At 42.1% G+C, this 24,870-nt stretch carries 19 protein-coding genes and 5 tRNA genes; 1 reads left to right on the top strand and 23 read right to left on the bottom strand.

From position 1 onward, the window contains the following. Positions 1–469: 469 nt before the first annotated feature. The 12 genes from AB1Y31_04925 to AB1Y31_04870 form a co-directional block, all read right to left on the bottom strand. The gene (locus tag AB1Y31_04925; GenBank protein MEW4982505.1) at positions 470–1,750 is read right to left on the bottom strand and encodes a Y-family DNA polymerase; all 1,281 of its coding nucleotides are present in this window, start codon (positions 1,748–1,750) and stop codon (positions 470–472) included. A 14-nt stretch (positions 1,751–1,764) separates the two neighbouring features. Beyond that, positions 1,765–2,364 (bottom strand): translesion error-prone DNA polymerase V autoproteolytic subunit, encoded by a 600-nt coding sequence (gene umuD, locus AB1Y31_04920; protein MEW4982504.1) that lies wholly within the window; start codon positions 2,362–2,364, stop codon positions 1,765–1,767. Positions 2,365–2,758: 394 nt separating this feature from the next. Continuing rightward, complete coding sequence (locus AB1Y31_04915; protein ID MEW4982503.1) at positions 2,759–2,920, bottom strand: hypothetical protein; 162 nt, start codon at positions 2,918–2,920, stop codon at positions 2,759–2,761. A 1,069-nt stretch (positions 2,921–3,989) separates the two neighbouring features. Then, positions 3,990–4,065, bottom strand: a tRNA-Glu gene (locus tag AB1Y31_04910). Between the two features lie 171 nt (positions 4,066–4,236). Beyond that, a tRNA-Glu gene (locus AB1Y31_04905) sits at positions 4,237–4,312 on the bottom strand. Positions 4,313–4,369: 57 nt separating this feature from the next. Further along, positions 4,370–4,445: transfer RNA gene (locus AB1Y31_04900), tRNA-Ala, on the bottom strand. A 41-nt stretch (positions 4,446–4,486) separates the two neighbouring features. Then, positions 4,487–5,905: a glutamate--tRNA ligase gene (gene gltX, locus AB1Y31_04895; protein MEW4982502.1), complete on the bottom strand. Its 1,419-nt coding sequence runs from the start codon at positions 5,903–5,905 to the stop codon at positions 4,487–4,489. 119 nt (positions 5,906–6,024) lie between these two features. Continuing rightward, positions 6,025–6,840: a hypothetical protein gene (locus AB1Y31_04890; GenBank protein ID MEW4982501.1), complete on the bottom strand. Its 816-nt coding sequence runs from the start codon at positions 6,838–6,840 to the stop codon at positions 6,025–6,027. Between the two features lie 8 nt (positions 6,841–6,848). Beyond that, entirely contained in the window at positions 6,849–7,466 is a 618-nt protein-coding gene (locus AB1Y31_04885; protein MEW4982500.1) for a rhodanese-like domain-containing protein, read from the bottom strand. 27 nt (positions 7,467–7,493) lie between these two features. Further along, positions 7,494–8,198 carry a DNA polymerase III subunit epsilon gene (gene dnaQ, locus AB1Y31_04880; protein ID MEW4982499.1) on the bottom strand — a complete coding sequence of 235 codons (705 nt, stop codon included), beginning with the start codon at positions 8,196–8,198 and terminating at the stop codon, positions 7,494–7,496. After that, complete coding sequence (rnhA, locus tag AB1Y31_04875) at positions 8,195–8,632, bottom strand: ribonuclease HI (protein MEW4982498.1); 438 nt, start codon at positions 8,630–8,632, stop codon at positions 8,195–8,197. The genes dnaQ and rnhA overlap by 4 nt, the downstream gene beginning before the upstream one ends. Beyond that, positions 8,601–9,386, bottom strand: a complete 786-nt coding sequence (locus AB1Y31_04870) for a methyltransferase domain-containing protein (protein ID MEW4982497.1) — start codon at positions 9,384–9,386, stop codon at positions 8,601–8,603. Before AB1Y31_04870 ends, rnhA begins: the two co-directional genes overlap by 32 nt. 55 nt (positions 9,387–9,441) lie before the next feature. Between AB1Y31_04870 and AB1Y31_04865 the strand changes: the two genes are divergently transcribed. Next, entirely contained in the window at positions 9,442–11,037 is a 1,596-nt protein-coding gene (locus AB1Y31_04865) for a LysM peptidoglycan-binding domain-containing protein (GenBank protein ID MEW4982496.1), read from the top strand. Positions 11,038–11,098: 61 nt separating this feature from the next. Here the strand turns inward: AB1Y31_04865 and AB1Y31_04860 are convergent, their stop codons facing one another. The 11 genes from AB1Y31_04860 to lon all read right to left on the bottom strand — a co-directional run bounded on the left by AB1Y31_04860 (position 11,099) and on the right by lon (position 24,765). Next, a complete protein-coding gene (locus tag AB1Y31_04860; GenBank protein MEW4982495.1) occupies positions 11,099–13,105 on the bottom strand; it encodes an ABC transporter ATP-binding protein in 2,007 nt (668 codons plus the stop codon). A gap of 5 nt (positions 13,106–13,110) precedes the next feature. Further along, complete coding sequence (gene serB / locus AB1Y31_04855) at positions 13,111–13,938, bottom strand: phosphoserine phosphatase SerB (protein ID MEW4982494.1); 828 nt, start codon at positions 13,936–13,938, stop codon at positions 13,111–13,113. A gap of 37 nt (positions 13,939–13,975) precedes the next feature. Continuing rightward, a complete protein-coding gene (locus AB1Y31_04850; protein ID MEW4982493.1) occupies positions 13,976–15,307 on the bottom strand; it encodes an ABC transporter permease in 1,332 nt (443 codons plus the stop codon). Positions 15,308–15,330: 23 nt separating this feature from the next. Beyond that, positions 15,331–16,308, bottom strand: a complete 978-nt coding sequence (locus AB1Y31_04845; GenBank protein MEW4982492.1) for an ABC transporter permease — start codon at positions 16,306–16,308, stop codon at positions 15,331–15,333. After that, a complete protein-coding gene (locus AB1Y31_04840) occupies positions 16,305–18,431 on the bottom strand; it encodes an ABC transporter substrate-binding protein (GenBank protein ID MEW4982491.1) in 2,127 nt (708 codons plus the stop codon). The genes AB1Y31_04845 and AB1Y31_04840 overlap by 4 nt, the downstream gene beginning before the upstream one ends. 15 nt (positions 18,432–18,446) lie before the next feature. Then, on the bottom strand, positions 18,447–19,709 hold the full coding sequence (locus AB1Y31_04835; GenBank protein ID MEW4982490.1) for a dicarboxylate/amino acid:cation symporter: 1,263 nt from the start codon (positions 19,707–19,709) through the stop codon (positions 18,447–18,449). Between the two features lie 5 nt (positions 19,710–19,714). Continuing rightward, the gene (locus AB1Y31_04830; GenBank protein MEW4982489.1) at positions 19,715–21,622 is read right to left on the bottom strand and encodes a SurA N-terminal domain-containing protein; all 1,908 of its coding nucleotides are present in this window, start codon (positions 21,620–21,622) and stop codon (positions 19,715–19,717) included. Positions 21,623–21,687: 65 nt separating this feature from the next. After that, positions 21,688–21,764: transfer RNA gene (locus AB1Y31_04825), tRNA-Asp, on the bottom strand. A gap of 4 nt (positions 21,765–21,768) precedes the next feature. Beyond that, positions 21,769–21,844, bottom strand: a tRNA-Val gene (locus tag AB1Y31_04820). A gap of 18 nt (positions 21,845–21,862) precedes the next feature. Continuing rightward, on the bottom strand, positions 21,863–22,147 hold the full coding sequence (locus AB1Y31_04815; protein MEW4982488.1) for an HU family DNA-binding protein: 285 nt from the start codon (positions 22,145–22,147) through the stop codon (positions 21,863–21,865). 206 nt (positions 22,148–22,353) lie between these two features. Continuing rightward, on the bottom strand, positions 22,354–24,765 hold the full coding sequence (gene lon / locus AB1Y31_04810; GenBank protein MEW4982487.1) for an endopeptidase La: 2,412 nt from the start codon (positions 24,763–24,765) through the stop codon (positions 22,354–22,356). Between the last annotated feature and the right edge of the window lie 105 nt (positions 24,766–24,870).

Here is a 24,870-nt window from a genome sequence, read left to right as displayed (position 1 = left end):
GACACCTATTATAGCTAGCTAGAGCTAAATATAATGGGAAGCCGTCTAAAATCAATATCTTATGCGATATTTTTGCCTGTTCAATAAAAATATCCTAACTTACCCCACTAGGCAAATCCCGCGCACACAAATATCTAAAGATGACGATTGGTTTTCGTGCTGAAGAGAACACCAGGCTAAAGCAACAGATCGAACGCCTAAAGTCTCCAAAAGCCTTTATGAACCTCGGGAAAAGTTTTCCCTGATTATTCTAGAGTAGACGCTGTGAGCCTTTTCCTGCCTATCTTTACTGAATATCCTACTTCGCATAATGTATATTATGTTAAATAGAATACATTATACAAACCCAGCTAAAGGGTCTGAGATTGTTAACTTACATATCTAAAACGTAACTACTAAGGAGTTTAAAAGCATTAGGGTCTTTACCTTAAATAAGTTTATGTTTTCACAATAACATATTGAAACTAAACTACTTAACCAGTGCTATTTCCTCCCAACTCGTTGTGTAAAGTTTTGACTTATTGATTGGTATTGATTGCTGTAGCATCTTACTGCCTGTTGAGGCGAAGCTTATGCGGTTATTAAAACGTGTATTGATGTCATCGATGGTTTTCATTAGCTGTAGGCTTTTTCCACTGTCTTGCGAAACCAAATTAAACATATCTTCCTGTTTACATACTTCGTCATTCCTAGGCTTTATATCACTCAAAATAACACCAGCCTGTTGGTATTCATAAGCAGGAAGGTAAATGCTCGATAGTAACTTCTTGGCAATTTTTAATATGTCTCGACTATCTTGTGTGCCGGATTTTAATTTGTAAGTCGCTTTTTCTGAATAAAACCGCTTTTTGTCAAAGGGACTGGTGCGAATGAAAATGCTGACTTGCTGAGCAACACCACCTTGAGCACGTAATTTTTCGGCGGCTTTTAAACAGAAAACGCTGATCGTCTGCGCTAGCTCTTGCTGGTTATTTATTTTATCTTTAAAACTTCTAGAGCAAATTATTTGCTGTTTTGGCTTACTTTTCTCATTGAAGGAAATGATTGGGTTGCCCTGTAATTCTTGCACCGTCTGAGCTAAGGTTAAATTGAAATGCTTTTTTATTGCGGCCACGGACTGAGACTGCAGCTCCCACACGGTTTTTATGCCTAGCTTATTGAGCTTTTTATTTATCTGTCGACCTATACCCCAAACTTCGCTGACTGGCGTTATTTGCATTATTTTTTTCCGCCGTTGTAGGTCTCCAACATCCACAACACCGCCTGTCTTTGGCCATTTTTTAGCAGCGTAATTAGCTAATTTAGCGAGTGTTTTAGTTGGCCCTATACCTATTCCAACGGGTATCCCAACCCAGCGAGATAAACTGCTTTTTATATCTAAACCTAATGCTGTTGGATTTCCGCTGTATCGATCTAGGTCAATAAATGCCTCATCTATAGAGTAAATATCCACTGATGGTGAAAAAGCGTTCAGACTATGCATGACCCTAGCGGACAAGTCAGCATACAAAGGGTAATTAGATGAGAAAAGTTGAATGTTATGTTGCTTTACAAGGTGCTTAATTTGATAAACAGGGACAGCCATTTTTACGCCTAAGTCTTTAACTTCTTGGCTACGCGAAACAATACAGCCATCGTTATTGCTTAGAACCGCGACAGGCTTATTAAGCAAGTCTGGGCGAAACAATCGTTCACAGCTAACATAGAAATTATTGCAATCAACCAGCGCTATATTTTCGGGGTATGACACGATATTAAGCGTTTTTAGACGTTGTGGATAACGCTAGTCACGACACCCCAAATAACCATCTCTACCTCCTCTCTTATCGGTATATCAGAGTAATCTGGGTTCTCCGGCGCAAGGACTAATTTACCTTCTTTTGAACGTAGCCGTTTGACAGTCAGTTCCCCGTCTAAGGCGCAGACAACTATTTTACCGACGCCGGCATGTACGGAGCGATCTACCACGAGAACATCCCCTGGATGAATGCCTGCGCCGAGCATCGACTCGCCTTCTGCTCGAACAAAAAAGGTGGACGACGGCTTTTTAATCAGCAGCTCATTAAGGTCTAGTCGTTTTTCTACATAATCATCTGCTGGTGACGGGAAACCCGCGGCAACACTGGCGCTATAGAAAGGGATCGAGGGTACAGGGCTATCAAGATCGGGGAAATAAATCGCTGGATGCTCTATGTTTTTAGTGGCCAACAGCTTCTTTTTATGATCCAGCAGTTCGCTAACAGTTGCTAGCAAACTTTCTGGAATCCTAACCGCTTTTGTTGCTTCTCCATAGACAGACGAGCCCTTCTTACGCCCTGCTCCAATGCGTGTTCCACCGTGTTTTTTAAGTTCTTTAACCATCATAAAAGCCTCTTTAAAATAACTATTGAATAGTGTACAAAAATCAAATGGCAATTAAAAGGGATTTTTAAGTTATCCACGAAAACTGTGGATAACTTTGTGGGCAACTGGAGTAAGCGCAGAAAATCAGATGACTGTCATGCACTTAGAAAAAATGGTCAATTTTTGAACATTAAGGTTGAGTCTAATAGGATTGTCGTTTGGCAAAAGTTTATTCCCAACATGAATACAATTTAGCTAGCAATACGAATCAGGTATAAAACCCTTCACATTAATGTTTAAAAAGGAGCCTAGCTGGTACGCTTTTCGGGCGTTGTTGACACTGCTCGAAAAGGTGCGCATAGCACTGCGGAAAAAACCTATGAAAGCGCAGGCCATAATACACAACTATTGACCCTCACTTTCGTCCGTAAGTATCCTCAAAACGGACGATATCGTCCTCGCTTAAGTAGCTACCTGACTGCACTTCAATTATTTCGAGTTCGATCGCACCGGGGTTTTCTAAGCGGTGATAGGTAACGCCTAACGAAATATAGGTAGACTCATTTTTTCCTGCTATATAACTTGTGCGGTAAATCTAGCTGGTTAGCCCCTTGATATTCTATTGATATTTCTAAAAGGTAACGTCGGGGTTAATTATTGATTGTAACTTGCTGGTTTCCACTGGTACGAATTCTCTCAGAGTGATTCACTCTTAAATCAGCCACCTGATAGACACAGTAAATGGCAATAATAGTAGCCCTAGCGCGATAAATAGGTGTTTTTTTCTTTTGTGCTTCTGGTATTTCTTATAGATGACATCAAAAACAAAAAATAAAACCATGCTAATGATGACATATAGCATAGAACGAAGTATTCCAATGCCTCTCCCCCTTAGATAACAGCCTAAACTGCACCTTTTTAGTCTAGATTTTTAAGGCAGTATCTGACCACTGTTGACCCTGCCTATTTATCTATAGGCATTTCTATAATAGCCACTATTAGCCAAACAATACTGCCAAAAAAGCTGGCATCCCACTGGGGCACAAAAAACAGCTTCTTAAATGTTCTAATATCAAACAGATAGCCGCCAAATAAAATAATAGCAATCGTATATGAAAAATATAACTCAGCACTGTCTTAGACAAAAGCCTGAATAATATGAACTATGATTGCGAATACCTTAAAAAATAAGGTTTATTATTTTTTGCATGACTCCTCCCCGCCTTTTTTAATATAATATAAATCAAGACCTCAGAATTCAAAATAGCCAATTAACGCTAGCCTGATCAGCAAGAGAAGCAAAAATCAAGGGGCTCAGGCTCTATTGATTTTTATACTCCACCCCTCTTTGATTTTTAAAACAAACCATGAAATCCACACCCAAAATAAATCATATTATTGTGGCATAGTTAAATTTCTCACTACGAACCCACTTAATGGTGTTTTAGAAAATTAATGCGCACACTGAGTATTTTATTATCTCCAATTGATAAGTTTTAGGCTAACAATCTTAATTAGAACATTAGGAAAACCAAGGTATTGAAATTACTGTTTAGAGAGTTATTAATTTTGAGCTCATTTATCCGTATTTACTTCCGTATAGACATAAAAAAACCACTTACATTGCTGTAAGTGGTTGATTTATATGGCGTCCCCAAGGGGGTTCGAACCCCTGTTACCGCCGTGAAAGGGCGGTGTCCTAGGCCTCTAGACGATGGGGACTAAGTCTTTATTACTACTAAAGTGAATCGTCTAAATCACTTTTATTCACCAATAGTGGTGGAGCCAAGCGCGATCGAACCGCTGACCTCAACACGACAAGTGTTTTGCACTCGCAATGTTCCGTATAAACATAAAAAAGCCACTGACATTGCTGTTAGTGGCTGTTTTATATGGCGTCCCCAAGGGGGTTCGAACCCCTGTTACCGCCGTGAAAGGGCGGTGTCCTAGGCCTCTAGACGATGGGGACTAAGTCTTTATTTACTACTAAAGTGTATCGTCTAAATCACTTTAGTTCACCAAAAATTGGTGGAGCCAAGCGGGATCGAACCGCTGACCTCAACACTGCCAGTGTTGCGCTCTCCCAGCTGAGCTATGGCCCCTCTAGCAGGACGCGAATTGTACTGAATGATTATCTTAGTGTCTAGCTTTCTTGCGCAACAATTCGTCTTTTTATGTAATCAATACCTCGTTGTATATTCTTTAGGCACATTTGTTTGCCTAATAATAGAAGTGTTGAGTCCAGTGCAGGCGAAACGGATGTTCCTGTCAGTGCTACACGCAAAGGCTGCGCTACCTTTCCTAGCTTTAGTTCTAGAGCTTCAGCGGTATCTAAAATGACTTGATGCAGGGGTTCTTTTGACCAGTCTGATAATTGTTCAAATTTTGCGAGCATTATTTCTAAGGGTTCTAAGCCGGCAGCTTTTAAATTCTTTTTCGCTGCCTTTTCATCAAACTCATCGTAGTCGTTATAGAAGAGTAAGCTTTTTTCGGCCATCTCTTTTAATGTCTTAGCGCGCTCTTGTTGCGTCTTAACGATTTCAAGCACATCTGGACCATGTTCAACATCGCAGCCAAGTGTTTCTAGCTGGGCGATTAATGGCGCCACTAATTTTTCAGGTTCGCTCTTCATAATGTATTGCTGATTGATCCAAAGCAACTTTTCGGTATTGAATGCGGAGGCAGTTTTGTTGACGTCTTTTATGTCGAACAACTCAATCATTTCATCGCGGCTAAAGATTTCTTTATCGCCGTGCGACCAACCCAACCTCACTAAGTAATTAAGCAGCGCTTCGGGTAGGTAGCCTTCATCACGATATTGCATAACACTTACCGCACCATGACGTTTTGATAAACGCGCCCCATCGTCGCCCAAAATCATAGGTACGTGGGCAAAGCGAGGCAGTTCAGCGCCTAGCGCTTGCATGATGTTAATTTGCCGAGGCGTATTGTTAATATGGTCGTCACCTCGAATAATATGCGTCATATTCATATCAAGGTCATCAATAACGACGGTTAAGTTATACGTTGGTGTGCCGTCTGAACGGGCAATAATTAAGTCGTCTAGTTCATCATTGCTGATTGATATTTCACCGCGCACTAGGTCATCAAATACAACCTGCCCTTGCTCAGGGTTTTTAAAGCGCACCACGGGGCTCACCCCTTCTACTGTATCGGTACGGTGGCGACATTTGCCGTTATAACGTGGTTTTTGCTTATTGGCGCGCTGCTCTTCTCGCACCGCTTCCACTTCTTCTGCAGAGCAATAGCAATGGTAGGCATCACCTTGTTCAAGTAATTGCTGAATAATTTCTAAATAACGTGGGAAGCGATCCGTTTGAAAAAACGGCCCTTCATCGTGCGCAAGCCCCAACCATTCCATCCCATCGAAAATGGCTTGTACAGACTCTTCTGTAGAACGTTCTTTATCTGTGTCTTCAATACGCAAAACAAATTGGCCATTGGTTTTTTTTGCATATAGCCAAGAAAATAAGGCTGTTCTAGCACCGCCAACGTGTAAATAGCCAGTTGGGCTGGGAGCAAATCGAGTACGAACTGTCATGTAGGTTTACCGCGTTATAAGAAAAACGGTATTTTATACCCAAAGGGCGTAAGTTTCATTGAAGTGAATAAAAAACCATCCACTTAATTTAATGGCAACAAAAAATGACTAGCGTTTTGTTAAAGCTCTTGTTCTCGACGAAACCTAATCAAACTAAGAATGCGTTTTTTTGTATCATCCAATACCACGGCCATACCGGGTTTTATGCCGTGCTCTGATGCGACAAAGGCTTTCATGGTGTTACATATCTGCCCATCTAAGCGAATACCTAACCCACGAACCTGCATCATATTTGCCCAATCACCAAACATTTGCAGGGTCATTTCACAGGCGGTAATAATGTAGGTGATTTCTAGTGTCGGATGCTTCTGAACCTGTTTTACGATAATTTCACCAATTTGATGCACCGTGGTGATAAAAACGGGCAATACACGTTCTTTCGGTAAGCTGTGTACGCACTTACCAATAAAGCACTGCCCGCATACAGGATTGCTTAGCTCATGAACACACTCTTGGGTAAATCGGCCCGATGGGCACTCAAACGGTTTGTGGCAATAAGAAAAACCAATCACCAATAAACTACCTGGTTTGGCTAAAACACTTTTAAATTCCGCTTCATCTTTTAAGCCATATAAGAAAAAGTCTTTATCGCGGGTAAATGGCAGCGGCTTTAAGTAGGACATTATTAAATTAAACCCATGTTTAAGCGGGTTTGAAAAAAAATAACGAATAAAGAATTTATCTTTATCGTACTTAGCCAAATAATTTAATGCTTTCCAACGTAAATTCTTTTTCGTTTTAGGCCGAATGCCCGGTAATGTCGGAATCTTAACCAGTTGTTTTATCGGCTGTGTTTTTTCTAGCGCATCGGCGCGCTTATCCCAACTTGTCTCGGCTTCTTCCCAGGTCGAATGTTTATCCCAATGTGCGCTCATCGTGTCACCTATTGATTAAAGTAAACCTTATTAATATCTACTTTATAATTCCAAGGTAAGCTGCTGTTTTTCCAACCATTAATTGTTCTATGTCCTTTATGCTTACCTTTTTTAGCTTTATCGCCTTCAAAGCCATCAACCACCGTATAGGCTTGCGTGTAACCTAGTTTAGTGGCCAAGTTTGCCGCTTTTGAACTACGGCTACCTGAGCGACACATAAAGATAATCGGGCTGTTTTTATTCAGCCCTTTTGTCGCTATTAAATCCTCAAAAGCAAGCGGGAAATCACCGTTAATTACTTTTTTGTAGCGGTACTTTTTAGCATTCCACTCATCAAAGTCATTCGTCATATAAGGAATAACCGCATCTACCAATGGCGTCCAACCGATAAACTCAATTTCTGCTAGCGTTCTTACGTCGATAAACAGGACCTCACTGGCGGTATTTTTAACAAGCTCATAAGCCTCAGCCGCCGTTAAGTATTTATTTGCCTCTGACTGCTTTTTCTTTATAAGATCAGCACTTGTTAGCGTTGTGCTGACATCAACAGCGGCGCTAACGGCAGGCACAAGGAAGGAAAGGCACATCAGTACGGCCAATACTTTTTTGCTAATGCTTTTGTTCATTCTAAGGCTCCTCATCTAATGTTCTGTTTAGTTACTCAACGTCTCCCAAACGCATTCTCCACCGGATGATTTTTTGATCGCTTCAAGGCGTTGAAAATGCTCGACTAACTCATCATCACTGGCTTTTATAACCGGAAATGCGGGTCTGTTTTTATCAAATACTTTCGGTTTAAACTCCTTTTCTGCCGCGTTTTCATCGGCAAACAAAGAGTTTTGACCGCCGGTCATCATCAGGTATACGTCAGCGAGAATCTCAGCATCTAGCAAAGCGCCGTGCAATGTGCGCTGGCTATTGTTTATTTCATACCGTTTGCACAGTGCATCCAAACTATTACGTTGGCCGGGGAACATCTTCCTCGCCATATGCAGCGAGTCGGTGATCTCGCACCAAGATGCCATATCGGCATGGTCGGAGCCCATTAAGCGGTATTCATGGTTAATGAACCCAACATCAAAAGCTGCGTTATGAATCACAACCTCTGAGCCCTTTAAGTATTCAAAAAGTTCTTCAGCAATGTCTTCATACAAGGGCTTATCGGCCAAAAACTCTGTCGTTATGCCATGAACGGCAACAGCGCCTTCATCAATTTCACGCTGAGGGTTGATGTAGTAATGGAAATTATTACCGGTAAGACGCCGGTTAACCACTTCCACGCAACCTACTTCAATAATACGGTGCCCTTGCTTCGGCTCAAGCCCGGTGGTTTCCGTATCTAAAATAATCTGCCTCATAACGAATCTATGCCCATATTGGCCAGTTCATCGGCTCGCTCATTACCGGCGTTACCGCTATGCCCTTTAACCCATACCCATTTGATTGTATGCGGCTGGATAAGTGCATCCAACTCACGCCATAAATCGACATTTTTAACGGGCTTTTTAGCCGCGGTTTTCCAGTTTCTTTTTTTCCAGTTTGGCATCCACTCGCTAATGCCACTTAAAACATACTTGGAATCACTGTTGATGGTTAAGTCGCTCGGTTGTGTTAATGCTTTAAGTGCTTCGATAACGGCCTTTAATTCCATCCGATTATTGGTTGTTTCCTGTTCGCCACCATAAATTTCTTTACGGGTGTCGTTATAGCTCAAACTGGCGCCCCAACCGCCTATTCCTGGGTTTCCACGGCATGCGCCGTCAGTGTAAATTTGCACGCTTTTTTTCAACATGTATGTTCTTTGTCGCTGGTTTAGTTAGAGGTGAAATAAATCGATTTTTTAGATCTTGTAAGTGAAAAACAGACGTGCCACCTGATACACGTTTAACACCCATTATAAAATATGCTGCTGGCAAAAAAGGTAAGTAAGCCAGCACTTTCTCAAAGATTGATTGTAGCTTGGTCGACTTCTCGTTTTTGAGTAATGGAAACAAACAACACCCCCGGTTCACTTCAATCTTAAAATTCAGTAACTTTAACCAATCAATCACTCTATAACGGCTAATGAAATGACCATTCCAAGGTGTTTTTCTTTTTGCTTGGGGCAAAAATCGGGGTAAATGCCAAAACGCCCACGGATTAAAACCCATTAATAGAACGATACCTTCTGGTTTTAAAACTCGATCAACCTCACGTAGTACTTGGTGTGGGTTTTCCTCAAATTCCAGTGTATGCGGCATGATCACGATATCAACGCTGCATGTATCAATCGGCAAACCATCTGCCTCACCAACAACACGCGCATATTTAGTAGGCTCGGACACTTCGTGGTCTAAAATTGTATAGTGCGCAAAGCGCATCGCCTCATGAAACTCACCTTCCCAGCCAATAAGGTCTAACTGCAAGACTTCAGTACGGAAGTTTTCACTGAGCTTTTGACTTAAAAGAGCCGATTCGGCATACCGGTAAGCCTGACCAATTGGCGTTTCAAACCAATGACGAAGCTCCATTGTGCCGTTTAAATGTGAGTTTTTTTTATGTGCCATTACCTAAACAATCTATAATTGGACAATTAAATGACTCTAATAACCACATCACTCAATGCATTATTTAATCACAAATAAAACGATTAAGTTCCTTTTATTTGCAGGCTTTTCCGTGCTTATCGCCTGCACGCCATTACAGCTTAGACCCCCTGAAACCACTAAGTTCACTACAGCTATTAAGCCGGAACTTACGGTTAGCAGTATCGTTGATGAACAACTTAAACATACGCCAGCTGATGTACCCGTCGTGCCAGATAACTTATGGCAGCGATTATTTTCATTATACAAATTGCCCGTTATTGAAAACAAACGTGTTCAAGCGGAAATAAACTGGTATAGCAAACACCCTGAGTATTTAGATCGGGTGCAAAAAAATGCGACGCCTTACCTTTACCATATTGTTAATGAAATTGAAAAACGCGGTGTGCCCGGTGAACTGGCGTTACTACCTATTGTTGAAAGCGCCTACAGACCTTTTGCTTACTCTCATGGTAGAGCGGCCGGTTTATGGCAATTTATCCCTTCTACTGGACGAGCGTATGGCCTAAAACAAACTTGGTGGTACGACGGGCGTCGTGATGTCTACGCATCCACGGGGGCTGCGTTAACGTATTTATCAAAACTTTCTAAACGTTTTAACGACGACTGGTTACTCGCCTTGGCTGGTTATAACGCGGGCGGTGGTTCTATATCATCCGCCATTCGCAAAAACAAACGGCTTGGGCGAAATACCGATTTTTGGGCATTGGACCTTCGCAAGGAAACCGAACATTACGTCCCTAAGTTAATCGCCATCGCAACAATCCTAGCGAACGCCGAAAAATATAATATTACGCTACGCGATATCCCGAATGAGCCATTTTTTGAGCGTATAGATACCAAGAAGCAAATTGACTTAGCCCGTGCCGCAGAACTTGCCGATATCAGTATTGAAGAGCTCTACGTGCTAAACCCATCGTTCAACCAGTGGGCGACGAGCCCAGAAGGCCCTCATTACCTTTTAATCCCTACCTCTAAATCAGTTGATTTTAAAAGCAAACTGGCCGATTTGCCCGATTCGCAACGTCTAAAATGGGTGCGACATAAGGTAAAAAGTGGTGAAAGCTTGGGACAAATTGCTAGACGTTATCACACAACGGTTGCTCAAATAGAACGTGCGAATCAGATAAAAAACAAGCTGATAAGGGCAGGCAAGCACCTGCTCATCCCAACCGCTAACTACAACAGTAGTTTGTACACGAATAGCGTTGCAATGCGTAAAAATGCCATTGTTAACACAACCCGCAAGGGCTATAAAATTGAGTATTACGTGAAATCTGGTGATTCATTCTGGACGATTGCTAAACGCTATCAAGTCGGCGTTAGAAGCCTTGCAAAATGGAATGCTATGGCGCCAAGAGACACCTTGAAAATAGGCCAAAAATTGGTTATTTGGAGTAAAAAATCTCACCCAGCTGCCCGCACTCAATTAACGTCTGCTCGCAAGCACCAAACGATTCGCTATACCATTAGAAATGGTGACTCTTTGTACCTGATTTCAAAAAAGTTTAAAGTCAGCATTAACGACCTTAAACGTTGGAACACTTTGAATAAGAAATATTTGCAGCCAGGGCAAAAACTAAAAATTATTGTCGACGTGACACGTTCCTAAGCCTTTTAAAGACCTAGTTCATTAATACTTTTGCTAATTCGAATTGATCGCGGCTTAAAAACTAATCGTCTGTTTGGCTAAATAACAAACAGGCGACTTTATGGCTCTCGCTCAGCTGTACATCGACTGGCTTAAGCTGCTTGCATTGCGGCATGACCTGCTCACAACGGGTATGAAAATGACAGCCCGATGGCGGGTTAGCTGGAGACGGCATATTATCCGGCAGTTTAATCACTTTTTTCTGTAGCGTTGCATCCCACGTTGGCACTGCATCAATCAGCGCTTTTGTGTATGGGTGGGCTGGATTATTTAACACATCATCCACCGTGCCAACTTCCACAATGCGCCCTAAATACATCACAGCAACCGTATCGGCTAAATAAGAAACAACCGATAAGTCGTGGGTAATGAATAAGTAGCTCAGGCCTTGCTCATGTTGCAGCCTTTTCAATAAGTTTAGTACTTGCGCTTGTACCGACACATCCAGCGCACTGGTTGGCTCATCACAAACAATAATGGAGGGATTGACCGCTAGGGCTCGCGCTATGCACAGACGCTGACGTTGACCACCAGAAAACTCATGTGGGTAACGTAATCTCACCTCTGCATTAAGCCCTACTTTCTGTAATAACTCATCGCATTGCTGTTCTACGCTTGCATCGTTTAAATCAGGTTTTAACGCCCTTATGCCCTCTTCTAAAATGTCGCCCACTAGCATTCTGGGGTTCATCGATGAGAATGGATCTTGGAAAATAATTTGCAATTGCTTTCGATAGGCTTGAAACGCTTGTTCAGACAACGATGCCAAGTCCTGACCTTGATAGTGAATCTCGCCAGATGTAGTGGGTAATAACTGCAGTAGGCCTTTGCCTAAAGTCGTCTTGCCACAACCAGACTCGCCCACTAGAGCCGTTGTTGTACCTGCTAATAATTCAAAACTAACGTCATCGACCGCTTTCACCTGCCCAACGGTTCGCTTTAATAAGCCTTTTTTTATGGGAAAATATATTTTTAAATGTTTAACGAGCAGTGACGAACTCTCTGTTAAATTCTCTTTAGGCGTCGCTAATGAACCACCGGTTTTATTAACTTGCTCAATCTCAGCAACTCTTAAACATCTAACCTGCTGATTATTAGCTATTCGCTGCCAATCAATAGCAGGCACGTTAACGCATTGTTCTTTTTTAAAATCACAACGTTCGGCAAAACGACAACCAATAAATGTTTGCGATAACGACGGTACTGCACCACTGAGCGTCACCAATAACTCGTGACGTTTATCGATAGTTGGCAGCGCATCAAATAAACGCTGGCTATACGGGTGCAAGGGTTTTTTAAAGAAGTCATCACGCGTTGCTACTTCTACCAATTGGCCTGCGTACATTACCGCTACCTTATCGGCGATATCAGACACTATGCCTAAGTCGTGTGTGATAATCCACAACGACATGCCCATTTGACGCTGAAGGTCTTTTAATAATTGCAGAATTTGCGCTTGAATGGTGACATCTAAGGCCGTTGTTGGCTCATCAGCGATCAGTAAATCCGGTTCATTCGCTAACGCTATCGCGATCATTACCCGTTGCCTCATGCCACCCGATAATTGGTGAGGATACTCTGCATAACGTTCAACAGCATCGGGAATGCCCACTTGCTGAATTAAGCTGATAACGCGTTGCTTTACGTTTTTAGCGGGCTGCTGTTTATGAACGAATACCGCCTCTGCTATTTGATCGCCAATGCTCATCACTGGGTTAAGCGAGGTCATTGGGTCTTGGAAAATCATTGAGATACGCACGCCACGTATAGCGCGCATATCCCTTTCTGCCGTTCGTAATAAGTCTGACCCGCGATAGATCACTTTACCGGCGGTAATTTGTGCATTACTTGGCAGCAATCGCAACACAGACAAAGCTGAAACTGACTTGCCGCAACCCGATTCCCCCACTAATGCAAAGGTTTCACCTTCTGCAATATCAAAACTAATGCCATCCACCGCCCTGATTGTCTCAGCAGGTTGATTGAATTGAGTTTTGAGTCCTTGAACAGACAGTAAGGGTACTGACATACTGATTAGGCTTTCAAAAGATCAACCACAGCGTCTAAGCCACTATGGTTTAGCTGAATATCCGTTTTTGCTTGTACCGTAGGTTTTGCGTGATAAGCGACACTTAAACCAGCCTCATCCATCATCAATAAATCATTTGCCCCATCCCCCATCGCTATCACTTGATGCTGTTGAAGCCCTAGGTCATTTGAGAGCGTTAGCAATAAATCCGCCTTAGATTGAGCACCAATAATATTGCCATCTACTTTACCCGTTAGGCAGTCATCTTCAATCCCAAGCGTATTGGCCAAGGTGTAATCCAGCCCTAAGCGTTGCTTTAATTTCTCAGTAAAAAAAGTGAAGCCGCCCGACACTAGGGCCAACTTGATGTTTGATTGTTGCAAATAACTAATAAGCTTTTCTGCACCAGGGTTAAGTTTAAGCCGTTCGTCATACACACATTGAAGTTTAGCAACAGGCAAGCCTTTTAATAAGCCTACGCGCTGCGTCAGTGATTCTTCAAAATTTAATTCGCCACGCATTGCCGCCTCTGTAATAGCAGATACTTGCGGCTTTATTCCCAGCATATCGGCAATTTCGTCGATACATTCAATGGATATGAGTGTCGAATCCATGTCCGTCACCAGTAGGCGAATCTGCTGCCCATCAAAATCAGCCGTTAACAAGCTGACATCAAAATTGAGTTGTTCACGTAGTACCGCAAGCTCGATTGTTTCAGTTGTTTGCAAACTATAAAAGCCGTCTTTTTGTTCAGCTTTCTGATTAAATAGCGATTCAATAAGCGTCAGCTGTTCGTTTGTTAAGGCGTTAGAATGGAAAATATATTTATTCATTTATCAATTAGTTATATTGTTTAGTTAATCTTAATTATTAGTAATTTGATCGCGGATCAAAAGCATCGCGAACCACGTCGGCAAATAAATTCGCTGCCAACACTAAGGTGAACATAAAAATAAACGACGCGGTTAACGACCACCAAACAATCGGTTCGCGTGCCATTTCAAGACGAGAGGTATTGATCATATTGCCCCAGCTATAGGTTGATGGATCCACACCAATGTTTATATATGATAAGACGGCTTCAGCTAGCACCAGACCGCTAAAATCCAGCACTATGGTAATCATCACCAAATGCATGACATTAGGTAGTACGTGCCGCTTTAGTAGCTGGAACCGGCTCACGCCTAAGGCACGGGCTGCCAGCACGTAGTCCATTTCTCGAATTTTTAAGGTTTCTGCACGCAATAAGCGGCACAAACCGGTCCAACTGGTAATGCCTAAAATGAGACACAGTAACAATAAACGCATATCGGCACGGTCTTCAACCGTTGTGAATAACTCGGGGTTATTCGCCATATATACTTGCGCCATAAGGATCGCGGCGGCTATCAATAACACACCTGGAATAGAACTAAGCGTTGTATAAAGATACTGAATCAGGTCATCAACCCAACCTCGAAAGAAACCGGCCATCAAGCCCAAACTGATCGCAATGGGCAACATGACAATGGTTGTTAGCGCACCGATAACCAAGCCCGTTCGTATACTTTTTATTGCTTGATATAGAACATCCTCGCCCACTTTGTCGGTACCGAGAATATGATAATAAGGTGCCAGCATCGCGCCCATACCCATTAAGCAGAAAATAGCTAATAGCGTTAAAAGACTCGTTTTAACGCCTTTAGGCTGGGTGATAAACAAACGCTTAAAGCTGAGCCTAAGAACAACCGCTAGGGCAAACCAAGCAGCTACGCCAAACGCTAGTCCTTTTATCGTTTTGCTGACTATATCAACGTTTTTTTCTACTGCAGGGTCGGATAAGTGAGCGCCGCCATAAACTAATCGTGGATACGTCCATCGGGTCTGCCCGTCTTCAGCAACGCTCATTTCTTTTGCGTAAGCGGTAGAGGCAAAAGGCTCTGAATAAGTTTTTTCAACCTGAGAGCGTAAAGGTGTCAAGACGATATCCAACACACTCAATGTCTCGGCATTATTACTTATATTACCGTTTGATAGCGTTTTATGATGTTGTAGACGTGTTGAATCCAACACGCCGATCAATATAAATGACAACAAAATGGTTAGCGAAATAACGCCGACACGATTATTGAATACTTTTAACCAAGGCCTGCGTAAGTGCTCCTTTTTACTGGAACGCCAGACGAGCAACGCCCCACCAATCACCAGGGCAAAAATTGCCATGTCTGTCCATAGAAACGTCAACATCACTCTAAACGCACCCTTGGGTCAACTAAGGTATAAGAGATATCCGTCAACAGTAGGCCAATGATATATAAAAAAGAACCTAGAAAGACCATGGAGCGGACAATCGCAAAATCCTGACTGCTAATCGCGTCAATGGTGTAACTGCCAAGACCGGGTATGCCGAAAAATGATTCCGTGATTAAACTGCCCATAAACAACAAAGGCAGTATCACCACGATACCGGTTAGTATCGGAATCATCGCATTTTTTAAAACGTGTTTGAACAGCACTTGAAGGTCCGATAAGCCCTTTGCTTTTGCCGTTCTAACGTAGTCTTTAGCCGCTTCTTCTAAAAACAAGCTTCGGTACCAGCGTACGCCAGAGCCCAAACCGCCCACAACGCCAATTAACACCGGCAAAATGATGAATTTAAATGCATCAGCGCCGGGGGCATAGCCCGATATGGGTGTCAGAGCCAATAATTTTCCGACAAAGTATTGCGCTGAAATAATGTAGAAAAGTCCGGAAATAGACATCAAGGCGATGCACAAAAACAAGCCGCCAAATTCTAGAACACTGCTACGGTAAAAAATAAGCAATAGCGCGAATGTGATATTGGCTAATACGCCAAAAATTAACGATGGGGTCGCTATCGCTAAACTCGGCCACATTCGCTGACTAATATCCGCCACGATATCACGGCCACTGTCAGAGATACCTAAATCGAACACAAACAAACCAACAGACTTTTCAAAAAAAATAGTCTTAGTGGCCTGTTTAAACCCCTTTTGCTCGGTATTCCACAACAAGGGTAAATCATAGCCTCGCTGATGTTTCCAATTGTCGATAGCCGCTTGGTTAACGTGTTTATTACCCAATTGCATACGCGCCATATCGTCAGGCGTATTAACAACAAAGAACAATACGAAGGTCAGTATATTGACCCCGATCAATACAGGTAATACATACAGCAAACGTCTGATGATGTAATTAATCATAAAGCCGAGGCACGCTCAATTCGTTGGTAAATGATATAAGCCGGCAACAGCAAACAAAGAAACGCCAATAAAATCAACATCAGCGGCCAATAAACAGGCTTATTCCATTGTGCCTGATACGACTTGCGTAATTCGACATCAATATTGATGTATTTTGTTTTATTATTGGCCATTAAGTTAGGGTTGGCATTTTTATACCATGCATGATGCAGGGAAAAGGCTTTTGGGTGAAAACCCCATAACCAAGGCGCGTCTTCTTGTGTAATAGCCACCATTTCATTAATAATTTCTTGTCTCTCTGGGGTGTTTTCCATGGTACTCATTTTTTCAAATAAGTTGTCAAATTGTGCGCTTTGATAATTCGCTGCATTTTCACCACCATGCAACGATTTAGCATTTTTACCATACAATAAAAATAAGAAATTTTCGGGGTCGGGGTAATCGGCGTTCCAACCCCACATGAACATTTGCGCATTACCATTACGCATTTTCTGTTGAAAACGATTGTAATCCGTCCCACGAATGACTAACTGAATATTTAATTTATTAAATTGCTTACGCAACCAATTCAACCGAGCCTTACTGTCGGGGCCGCTATCCATGGTGTCGAAATATAAGACTAAGGGCTTACCTGTTTTAGGGTCGATACCCTGAGCATAGCCCGCTTCAAGCAATAAGCGATTGGCTTCTGTTAGCGGACGCCTAATGGCTCCCTCATTCCAACTGTAAACAACTGGATTGACACCTTGCTTGCCGTCAACATGACCGAAGATTCCCGGTGGGATAATCCCTTGTGCCGGCACACCACGACCATTTTGGAAAATTGAAATGTATTCCTCGTAATCCATCACAATAGAAATAGCTTGGCGTAGCTTTTTAGTTTGCTCAGAATAACCGCCAACGACATCATCCAACATATTAAAGCCAAAATAATAACTGGATGTGGTGACGGCTGTTTGCAGGCCTATGCCCCGCTCAAGCATATTGTCGGTTAGGCCGACGTTACCTGCGGCTGAAAAACTAACTGCTTGATCAAAGCTATCAGAGCTAATACCGGAGGCATCGTAATACCCTTGTAAAAACTTATTCCAATAAGGGATGCTTTCTTTTTCTAGTGAGAAAATGGCTTTATCTGTTAGCGGAAGTCGTTTACCGGCATCATCTAACAAACCTTGTTCACGAGACCCTGCAGCGCCTTCTGACGGATAGTATTCAAGATGAAAATTAGGGTTTTTAGCTAAGACCATCCGCCTATTCGGGTTATTTTCTTGTAGGTAATAAGGCCCTGTTCCTACTGGAAACCAATCTAGCGTTATATTGTTTGATACCAACATGGGATTAGAGTAAAACTCATCCGCTTCCCAAGGCATCGGTGCGAAAAATGGCATTGCCAACCAATTAACGAACTGCGGGTATTTACCCTTAATTCGTATGATAAAAGCATGTTCATCTATTTTTTTCAGTCCAGACATCGTTTCAGATTGCAGCCGTTGCACCTTACCCCATTGAGGGTACTGTTTTGCTAACGCTGACTGCCTTTCTGAAAAATCATTAAAACCAACGATATAGTTAGCCATCAAACCGGCTATAGGCGATTGCGTTGCCGGGTCAGCCAGACGTTTTATCTGATAGATAAAATCATCGGCCGTTAACACTCTGCTCGCCATGGGTAAATCGTATAAAGACTTAGCGTCCCAATCTTGCGGGAAACCCTTATGCAGAGCTATATTAAAACTAGGGTGAGGCTGGAATTTAGTGCCCGCATTGATTGTTAAACGGTATTCGCTAAAGGCAATAGTGTTATCGGGCGCACTATCGGGCAGTGGTTGCCCGTCATTGTCGAAATAGCTAACCGTTGGCATAGCCCTAGCCAACAATGGCTCTAATTGGTATGGACGCTTTAAGTAATGGTATTGAAACAATGGTTCGTACACTTGGGCGATAATCGCATACTCGTTTGAACTGTATGCTTTTGCAGGGTCCAAGTGCTTTGGCCGTTCTGAAAACGATGAATAAATAACTTTATCCGTGCCATCATCTTTGACGTAGGGATTATTTAACGCGTCATCAGTACAGGCCGACATCAGCAGCAATAAAAAGATAGAACTCGCTGTTTTAAGCACGTTATTCACGGTGATTTAATTCGAGCGTAGAACCTGATCCTCGCCTTCGCTGCGTGCAATAATAACCGCACCACATGAATCACTGAACACGTTAACACTCGTTCTGCACATATCAAGCACTCGATCTACAGCTAGGATTAGACCAATACCTTCTAAAGGTAAACCAATGGTTACCAAGATAATGCTGATGGCAACAAGGCTCGCCGCAGGAATGCCCGCAACGCCAATGGAGGTAACCAATGCGGTGATCACAATAAGAAACTGTTCTGTGAAGCCTAAGTCCAAACCATAGGCTTGGGCAATAAACATCGCCGCCACACACTCATATAGCGCAGTGCCATCCATATTAATGGTGGCACCTAAGGGCAACACAAAACTACTGGTCCTATTAGAAACGCCGGCATTTTTTTCAACACATTCTAAGGTAATAGGCAATGTAGCCGATGAAGAGCTGGTGGAAAATGATGTTAATAACGCTGGCGTCATCGCCTTGTAATGGCGTAACGGTTTTACTCGACCCAAATACTTCAACGCTAAGGGCATTACGACGAACAAATGAACCGCTAAAGCCGCTATTACGGTAAAAAAGAAATAGGCCAGCGGTAAAAACACCGCTAGTCCCGTTGATGCAACTACTTTAGCCACAAGCCCAAACACTCCCACCGGTGCGAATTTCATCACCCAGTCGGTCATTTTCATCATGACATCAAGAATGGCGTTCCAAAAAGTTAGCAAGACAGCCTTTCTTTGTTCGACTATTTGAGTCAAAAAGTAGCCAAACAACAAGCCAAAGAAAATTAAACCCAACATTTGACCATTCGCAGCCGCAGCAACGATATTAGTTGGAACCATGCGTAAGAATATGCCTGTTAAGTCCCCTGCTCCTTTGCCTTCAATTTTTGACGCAATATCACTAATATCTTCCGTTAATCCAACTCTGTCACGGACAGGTTCGCCATCAATCACCCCAGGCTCGACAATATTAACCAGTGCTAAGCCAATCAAAATGGCGATCACACTGGTTGAAAGGTAATATGCAATTGTTTTTCCACCCAGACGACCTAAGCCGCCTAAATTTCCCATATTACCGATGCCACAGATGATGGAAGACAATATGAGAGGGACAATCAACATTTTTAGTGCATTAAGGAACAAGGTTCCTAAAAACACATAAACGTCATAAAACCGAAGTGAGCCTATACCAGCCGTTTCACCCGTTAAAATACCGGCAATAACGGCCAGTCCAATCGCTATGAAAATTTGCCAATGAAGTTTCACTTTACTTATTCAGGCTGATTTGCAAGAACAACATCGGTCTCAACGCTTAAATTTGCGAGCGATGCCGCCAACGTCACTTCGCCGGTTAAACGCGACAAGAAATTCTTAAAGGATTCTCGTGAAGACTCAGTAATATCAGTCTCGTCACCATCTGCAATCTTTCTTAGCTCAATAATTGCGACGTCACCATTATCCAATGTAGTTTGTTTAAAGGATGGCTTGCCATCAACTGGGTGAGACATGCTAAAGGTGTCTCTCAGTAACACCGCGGGGACGGACTGCTCATTTCTTGTCACTGGGCCAACATCAACTAAACTAGTGCCATCCAACGATGCTAATTCTTTAATCGGCACACCCGTTTTAGCTTTAGCCAGCATCTCGGCAGCCTTATCGCTTAAGAGTTTAACGGCTTTATCTTTTTTAACCGACAATTCAACCACCGCCTTTACTGCTTGCAGCGGCATAACATCTTCTGGTGTATGTTGAGCGATACGTAAAGCAACCAAATGTTCTGGTGCCAATTCGATTGCATCACTATTATTACCCGCTAATACATCTTCATTAAATGTAGCGTGACGAACTTTGTCGAATGCTGCGATGCCCTCTCCACTATTCTCTGTAACATTAGCCTGCTGCTGAATCGACAAACCTAACTCATCAACGATAGGTGCTAAAGTGTCGGGGTTTTCAAAGCTTAATTCGGCAAAGCGCTCGGCCATTTGATAAAATTTTTCGCTAGCAATAGTCGATTTAAAAAGCGCGAGTACTTTATTCTCAATATCTTTATAAGGTTGAATCTTGTCAGACTCTTTTGATATCAGCTTTATGATTTGAAACCCATAAATGGTTTGGAAAACTTCGCTTACTTCACCTTCTTGAAGGGAGGCTAGTGTTTTCTCAAACTCCACTCCCATCATTCCTTCAGTAATAATACCTAAGTCACCACCAACTTTAGCGGAACCAATATCATCAGAAAATTCACTGGCTAATGTAGCAAAGTCTTCACCATTTTTTATTCTGTTCAAAACGCTTTCAGCCTGCGACCTTTTCTTCTCAGCGTCAGATTCATTCGTCCCCTCTGCTGCTTCAAAAAGTATATGGCTGGCTCGACGATGCCCGGCTAAAGTAAATGACTGGCTTTCACTTTCATAAAAGGCCAATAACTCTTCTTCAGAAGGATTAATTTCTAGCATAAGGTTATCTAAACTTAGCTCTACATAATCAATAGAGGCCTCTGCAGGTGTCTTATATAAGTGTTCGTTCTGAGTGTAATTTTTATTAATTTCTTCCTCTGTTGCTACGACATCAGCAATAACAGATGAGATGGGCAATGATAAGTATTTAATGTCTCTTGTTTGGTTATTCAAACGATAAAAATCGTTTATTTCGCTATCATCAACTAAGGTCGTATCTACAATCGCGTTTATAAATTGATCGCGTTCGATTCCGGTCCTTATCGTCGCTACAAAACTCGTTGTTGTTAAGCCTCTTGCTTGTAAAAGCTGCTCATATGTTGCCTTATCAAATTGACCGTTTTTCTGAAACGCATCTATTTTAGAAATGACCTCAAGAATAGCCTTATTTGACGCAACATAGCCATCATTACTGACGGTCTGTAACACAAGTTGATCTTGGACTAAGCGGTTTAAAGATTCTTGACGAACAGCTTCTTCATTGAATAAATCCGGGGAATATTGATCTCCGTATTGATCCTTTAATTGAGCCACACGATTTTGATACGCTCTATTCGCATCAGCTTGGTAAATTTTATAATCACCAACTTCAGCTACCGGTTTCTCAGAACCGCCACTGGTGTAATTTTGCAATCCAAACAAAGCAAATGGTATTGATATCATTATCAGAATAACGATGCCTAACCAACCTTTAACATGCACTCTCAATCTATCTAACATAAAAATAACCTACATAAAATTTTCAAAAAAAAACCCTAAGACCTTAAACGGCCTTAGGGTTGTTTTGGCGGAGTGGACGGGACTCGAACCCGCGACCCCCGGCGTGACAGGCCGGTATTCTAACCAACTGAACTACCACTCCTATTTGGTGGGTGCTGAGGGGATCGAACCCCCGACATTCGCCTTGTAAGGGCGACGCTCTCCCAGCTGAGCTAAGCACCCTGTGTCCTGAAGAAGGCGCTAGTTTACAGAGTCTTTTAAAGTTTTGCCAGCTTTAAATGAAGGAATTTTTGATGCTTTAATTTGGATAGTTTCACCGGTCTGTGGGTTACGACCTGTTCGTGCTGAACGCTCTTTTACAGCGAATGTACCGAAGCCAATAAGTGAAATTGAATCGCCGCCTTTAAGTGCGTTAGTTACTGATGTAAGTGTTGCATCTAGTGCGCGACCTGCGTCAGCTTTCGTTAGTCCTGATTCTTCTGCAATTGCGTTGATAAGCTCTGATTTGTTCATGAATTCCCCCAATAGGATTAATAAATAATTTTTAAAGTCGTTTTTTAGCTGTTGATATTAAAATCCGTTATATCTACTACACTATAAATTCAACAGGGTGGTTTTATATCCTTTCACCCCTACCAGTGTCAAGCGCCATAAGGCTTTTAGGCTGCTTTTTTGAGATAACGCTGATCTTAATGGTTTTACTATGCCTTATCTCAATCTAATTTTCACTCTTAATGTGCTGTTATTATTTTGTTTTTTACAGCTTTCTTCTTTTTTGACTCACTTTTAGCCAGTTTATCGCTGCCTTTGGGTGGGGCTGGCAATCTCTCTAATGCGACAGCTAGTACTTCATCAATCCAACGAACAGGAATAATAGTTAGATTATGCTTTATGTTTGCAGGCATTTCCACCAAGTCCTTTTCATTTTGATGCGGAATAACAACCGTAGTAATGCCGCCTCGTAATGCTGCTAGCAGCTTTTCTTTAAGCCCGCCGATGGGCAATACCTCACCACGTAGCGTAATTTCACCTGTCATCGCAACATCTGCTAAAACGGGTATGCCCGTTAGAGAAGACACTAAAGCCGTACACATGCCAACGCCTGCGCTAGGGCCATCTTTTGGTGTTGCTCCCTCTGGCACGTGAACGTGTATATCGTTGTTTTGATAAAAATCTGGTTTAACACCTAACGTGGCCGCACGGCTTCTTACTACTGTTAGCGCAGCTTGAATGGATTCTTGCATCACATCACCTAACTTACCGGTTAGCGTTAACTTGCCTTTACCCTCGGTTATTGCTGACTCAATTGTTAGTAGTTCGCCACCTACCTCTGTCCATGCCAAACCGGTCACTTGCCCAACTTGGTTTTTCTCTTCGGCACGGCCAAAGTCAAATCGTCTAACGCCTAAATACTTATTAAGGTTACGCGATGTAATATTAATCTTTTTCTTAGGTTTGCTTAATAAAATATCTCTAACCACCTTCCGGCAAATTTTAGACATTTCTCTATCAATGTTCCTGACGCCCGCTTCACGGGTGTAGTAGCGAACGGTGTCTCTTATTGCTGACGGACTGATGTGTAATTCAGACTCTTTCAGGCCATTATTTTTAAGCTGTTTTTTAATTAAATAGTTTTCACTGATGCTGATTTTTTCATCTTCCGTATAACCCGCCAAGTTGATGACCTCCATACGGTCTAACAAAGGGCCGGGGATATTCATACTATTAGCTGTTGCAACAAACATAACCTCAGATAAGTCAAAATCCACTTCCAGATAATGGTCATTAAATGTATTGTTTTGTTCGGGGTCCAATACTTCTAATAAGGCTGACGCAGGGTCACCGCGAAAATCCATTGCCATCTTGTCAATTTCATCGAGCAAAAACAATGGGTTCCTGGTTTCTACTTTAGAAAGGTTTTGTAGAATTTTCCCAGGCATAGAACCAATATACGTACGTCTGTGCCCTCTTATTTCAGCCTCATCACGAACACCACCTAGTGACATACGAACAAACTTACGGTTAGTTGCACGGGCAATGGATTGCCCTAACGATGTTTTACCAACACCAGGAGGTCCCACTAAACAAAGAATAGGGCCTTTCATGTTTTTTACACGTTGCTGAACAGCTAAATATTCTAGAATCCTTTCTTTAACCTTATCTAGGCCAAAATGATCAGCATCCAATACCTTTTGCGCTGCCACTAGATCGTGTCTAATACGGCTACGTTTCTTCCAAGGAACACTGACCATGCAGTCAATATAGTTTCTAATAACGCTTGCTTCGGCCGACATCGGCGACATCATTTTTAATTTGTTAAGCTCTGACTCGGCTTTATCTTTTGCCTCTTTAGACATTCCTGCGTCAGCTATTTTCTTTTCTAACTCATCTGTTTCATTAGAAGCTTCATCCATATCGCCTAGTTCATTTTGAATGGCTTTCATTTGCTCGCTTAAATAATACTCGCGCTGATTCTTCTCCATCTGCTGCTTAACACGGCTACGAATTTGTTTTTCCATTTCGAGAATATCAACTTCACCTTCCATCAATAGCATTAAATGCTCTAGGCGCTCACGAAGATTATTGGTTTCTAGAATTTTTTGTTTCTCTTCAACCTTAAGCACCATATGCGCTGACATGGTATCGGCAAGACGACCTGAGTCATCAATTCCTGATAAAGATGTTAGTACTTCGGGAGGGACTTTTTTATTTAATTTAACGTAGCTTTCAAAGGCAGAGGTAACTGTTCTTATAAGAACATCCATCTCTTTCTCTTCTAGATCTAATTCATCATCTAATAGTGCAACGTCAGCACCAAATAGTTTATCACTGACATTAATTTTATCTATTTTTACGCGCTTCTCTCCTTCAACTAGTACCTTTACAGTTCCATCCGGTAGCTTGAGAAGTTGCAAGATAGTGGCTAAGGTGCCGACCCTATAAAGGTCTTCCTCTTTAGGGTCATCGTTATCAGGATTCTTTTGCGCAACTAAAACAATTTTTTTATTCTCTTCCATAGCCAAATCAATCGCTTGGATAGATCGGTCACGACCAACGAAAAGTGGGATAACCATATGTGGGTACACGACCACATCCCTTAACGGGAGAATGGGTAAGTTTGTCAGGTTTAATTTGTCGTCCATTGAAGTACCGCCTTAAAGAAAATAATAAAAGTTAACTAATATATTAGGGCATGAGGCACTAATTTCAAGCCGCTAAATATAAAAAGTATTATTATTAGTTCTTAA

The sequence above is a fragment of the Cycloclasticus sp. genome (assembly GCA_040743155.1).
In the GTDB taxonomy this organism is placed as follows: domain Bacteria; phylum Pseudomonadota; class Gammaproteobacteria; order Methylococcales; family Cycloclasticaceae; genus Cycloclasticus.
This window is presented reverse-complemented; position numbering and strand designations above follow the sequence as displayed.